The 4,318-nt window shown below is 29.9% G+C and carries 4 protein-coding genes; 1 reads left to right on the top strand and 3 read right to left on the bottom strand.

Going from position 1 to position 4,318, the window contains the following annotated elements:
* The coding region (locus WBY99_RS01970) for a phage tail sheath C-terminal domain-containing protein (protein ID WP_423974670.1) at positions 1–300 on the top strand (300 nt) is incomplete at its 5' end.
* 66 nt (positions 301–366) lie between these two features.
* Here WBY99_RS01970 and WBY99_RS01965 read toward each other — a convergent pair.
* The 3 genes from WBY99_RS01965 to WBY99_RS01955 form a co-directional block, all read right to left on the bottom strand.
* Positions 367–921 (bottom strand): hypothetical protein, encoded by a 555-nt coding sequence (locus WBY99_RS01965; protein WP_423974669.1) that lies wholly within the window; start codon positions 919–921, stop codon positions 367–369.
* A gap of 121 nt (positions 922–1,042) precedes the next feature.
* A complete protein-coding gene (locus WBY99_RS01960) occupies positions 1,043–1,939 on the bottom strand; it encodes a hypothetical protein (RefSeq protein ID WP_423974668.1) in 897 nt (298 codons plus the stop codon).
* Positions 1,939–4,137, bottom strand: a complete 2,199-nt coding sequence (locus tag WBY99_RS01955) for a hypothetical protein (protein ID WP_423974667.1) — start codon at positions 4,135–4,137, stop codon at positions 1,939–1,941. The genes WBY99_RS01960 and WBY99_RS01955 overlap by 1 nt, the downstream gene beginning before the upstream one ends.
* Positions 4,138–4,318: the final 181 nt, after the last annotated feature.

Genomic DNA, 4,318 nt, shown 5'->3' with positions numbered 1-4,318 from the left:
ATCATGCTGGAAGAATCTATAAAATACGCAGCCAGATCTTTTGTGTTCGAACCCAACACCACAAATACATGGGTAATTGTCCGCAGCATGTTAGGAAATTTCCTTAACGGGATATGGAAACGGGGAGGTCTTGCAGGAGCCGTCCCCGAAGATGCCTTCACTGTTTCTATAGGATTAGGGGAAACCATGACACCGGAAGATATTCTGGAAGGCATCATGAGAATTACAGTGTTGGTAGCTATTGTTAGACCTGCCGAATTCATTGAGATCACATTCCAACAACAAATGCAAAAAAGTTAAACGAAGAAAAATTAAAACAGTCATGACAGGAGCAAAACAAGACGATGCGTGGCCTTTACCAAAATTTTACCTCTTCAATTCATCAATTTTCCTTTTTGCATCGGTCAATGCTGTTTCAAAGGTATCGCCATTGTCGATAAACAAAGTATTGTCGGAGCCCTGTTTTTCAAGTTTGATATACCAACTGGCTTTACCTTTACTTACGTAATATCCTACCTGAAAACCATCAACAGTCACGAATTTGTTTTCCCTATAATCTGAGTTGGCGGCAATATCGTTGATCACTTCTCCCTTCAGAACTTTTACCGCTTTCAATAACTCCATCAGATCGGAGTATTCGATTGATGCAACACTGTTGCTGTATTTACCCTCTTTGGTTATTTGATAAAAGTATGCCGTAGCTGCGCCATTTGTTATTTTTCTGACTCTTGTTTCCGCAGCGCCATAGGAAGCGGATAAGTTGGGCAGTTTATTATCGACAAATTTTGTAATACTTCCCGTTTTTGATGTGAAGACCTCCATTTTGGTTTTTACGGTTTCTGATTCTTTTTTCACCTCCTGTCCATAGGAAAGGGTGGTGATCAAAATGATTGCGGAAACGGAGAATAATCTTTTTAGCATTTTATTTATTTTTTTTAATGGAGACCAAGTTATTTTATAAATATTTTACTGCATTACGGAAAACCGTTAGGAGTTAATCGATGAAATAGAGTTGTATCAGAGGAGTTTAATGAAAATTAAATCATCCAATTCGTAATAATTCCTCAATAATATCTTTTTTAAACTTAGAAAATGGTCTTTTGTGATAATCTTCCTTTTTAGACTCAACACCAAACAAAAATCTAGATATTTCCCTTTCTGATATTGATAAATTAAAAGTATCTTCAAACAAAATCTTTAGATAATTGTCACTGTACTTATATCTTAAATCTAATAAATCTTTCAGTTCTCTCTTTGAACTGCTATCATAAATTTCTTTCAATCGACTATATTTTAGGCTAGTTTCAGCCTTTGAATCAGTATCAATAAATTTTACACTTGGATCTGTAATCCTTGTATTGTAATCATATGAAAAAGAAAATATTAGCTCTTCTTCATATGGATGAAAAATATTTTCTAAAGCCTTATGCCATCCACATTCTGGAGCTTTATTGAGTTTAATATGATTGCATGATTGGCAACTTGGAATTAAATTATAAAAACTTAAAGCCAACAGAGGATGACTTTCTTTTGGAAACCAATGATCTAATTGAGCTCGAGCCCTATCTTTCACTAATTGAACTGTATAGTTCCTGTTACAATAAACACAAGTGTCAATATTAAGCTTTTCTAAAAATTCTTGGTTATTAAAATTGCCATATCCCGTGTCAATAAAAAAACTTTTAATGAGTTTTCTATGATCACAAGATAATGGTAAAGATTCATATTTTTCATGTAATTGAAGAAGCTCATTTGGCTTACCACTCACCAATTCCTGATAATGAACCTTTAGAAATTTTAAGAAGCTAAAATGTAAGTATTTTCTTTCCTTATTTTTTCCTCTTACTACAAATTTGTTGGTAAGTAATTTCTCGAATATTCTAGTAACTTCTTGTTCATGGAATCTTACCGCGGTTGCAGATGGATTTATTGTTAGCATTATAAATTAAATTTTGTTTTTAAATAATCAATTTGTTTTTTTGCTACCTCCTTCTGTATTTCGTTTTGCCCTGAAAGCTCGTCTAGCATTTCTGCCAATTTCAACCTTAATATTGGTTCATCAATAATGTTGATAATCTGCCTATGGTAATCAAAATCATCTTTCATTTGATTAAAAGATACTTCACTTTTTTTAGCTTCGCTAATCCAATGAATTGTTTTATTTATGGTTTCTTCTGCAAACTCTCCCATTAATAAGCCACTTTTGGTTTCATTACTGAAAAAGAAGCTATTGGCTAACAAATCAGTAATGTTTGCAGCAAATGTACTTGCCTTATCAAAAGTATCTACACATCCATCTTTTAAAAAGAGTACATTCTGCTTTGGAATATCTGATAATATAAAAGGTGAATGAGTAATAAACAAAATATTGAGATTATCATATCGTTGATATACTGAATTTAGCGCCTTCAACAAATCATTTAAGAAAGTTCTTTGAAAGTCAGGATGCGAGTATAATTCTATTTCATCAAAAATTATATTAACATTCTTATAATAAATCATTTTTTCATTTGGATCATTCTCATCTATTATTAACTCTCGAACAGATTTTAGATTTCGCAAATGATAAATTATCGAATGAATGCTATACAATTTTTGCTTCTCTCCAGAACTGAAATTATTAAAATTATGATTTGAATAATTCTCTTCAAAAAAGTAATTTACTTTAAAGATAGAAGGAAGCGACTGGGCAATAGAGAACTTATTCATTAGATAATGTTCTTCGGGATCTACTGTAGACTTAAATGCTGTATCAATCACCTCATATAGATAATCAATCTTAATCAATTTTTCGTTAAGTTTTTCTATAAAAATTTCATCCCTTTTTAAATATTGATGCTTCAATAAAAAAATTGCTTGGCATAATTTGTCTGTGATGTGACTTCCATCATCTTTTAATTGTTCGCAATATTTCCTTAGATTATCTGGACTAATTAATGTGAAATACAAGGGATTATCATTTTTCATAATAATGCAATGTTTCCCTTTTCGATATTTCTGATATTTTTTATAAAATGTAATTTTATATAATTTTAAAAGAATATAATCTCTCAAGTAAGGGTAAAAACTTTCGTTGATAAAGTTTCTGATCTCAATTTTTTCATCATAAAATATTCCAAGTAACAATTCGAGATAATCAACTTTTTCTTCATCTCTATTTTGTATTCGAAGATCTTTTTTTTCGCTCTCGTTCCAATGACTAAATTTTTTATAGTCAACTTCTATTGATATATGTGAAACATCTTTGCCTGTGGCAATACTTCTAAGATTTTCTTCTTGTAAAATATTCACAAGAAAACGCGAGGATGCTAAATACTTTTCAGAATTTATATCTATATTACCATCTTCGCGAAATGGATTTATTACAATTGGTAATTGATAACTGTCGTTTTTGTGAAAAACACCCTTCAACCATTCACCAGTTTCATTTGTATTATAACCATAATGTGAGTAATTTATAACCATGGTGTAAAAAAAATCTTTAAAGAAAAGAAGTTCTGATTTTGAAAGATCTTTTTCACCTTCTTGTTTGTGACTTTTAATATATACTCCTATATTACTTTTAGCTGAAAAAGTTTTTGGAGTAGAACTGAAATTTTTATCAAAATCTAATAATGTAATTTCATTATTTTGAATTTTAAGTTTTCTAATCTTTTCCCTATTACTTTCTTCAAACAGGTTATAATAAAAGTAAATTTCAACATTTATTGAATTTAAATCTTTAACAATACTTTCATTATACTTCGCAACAAGCTCCTTTTTCTTCTCTTCATCTTTACTATCATACAAGTTTTCAGGATTAATAAAGTCATCCTTAATTTCCAAAGACATTTTTATAATTGACGCCACGAGTAACTCGATTAAAGCGCTTTTACCAGATCCATTTTTACCAACAATTGCTGAAACATTTATACTCGTCTTTGCATCATCTGCGCTTTGAGAAAACAAATCGTCAGGAATAGTTGCTAAGTAAGTAATCTTATCTACATCTTTTTCTGAATCGATTATCTCTTGATTATTGTTATCATAAAAAATATAATCATTGTAAAACTTATATAATTGATTAGGTTTTAAATTTTTGAGATAATTTGGATTACATTCTTTTAGCGGTCTTATTGCTATTAATTTAAAGCTCATAGTTTTAGTTTTTTAATTCTCATTGGTTCTCAATTCTAAATCCTTTAAAAACTTTTTATAATTATAAAAATCATAGTAAGAATTTTTTAATGTTTCTATTTGAAATTTTATTGGTAAATACTTACCATATTTAGAGAAATCTAGAATTTCAGGGGTATTCTCTAAGAGAGTTGTTAAAACC

This window comes from Kaistella sp., assembly GCF_049588135.1.
Lineage (GTDB): Bacteria > Bacteroidota > Bacteroidia > Flavobacteriales > Weeksellaceae > Kaistella.
Note: the sequence above shows the minus strand (reverse complement) of the source record. Positions and strands in the feature narration are given on the sequence as shown.

Excerpts from the sequence above, each read along its gene's own strand:
- WBY99_RS01965 (WP_423974669.1), bottom strand. The coding sequence starts at position 921 with ATGCTAAAAAGATTATTCTCCGTTTCCGCAATCATTTTGATCACCACC.
- WBY99_RS01960 (WP_423974668.1), bottom strand. The coding sequence starts at position 1,939 with ATGCTAACAATAAATCCATCTGCAACCGCGGTAAGATTCCATGAACAA.
- WBY99_RS01955 (WP_423974667.1), bottom strand. The coding sequence starts at position 4,137 with ATGAGCTTTAAATTAATAGCAATAAGACCGCTAAAAGAATGTAATCCA.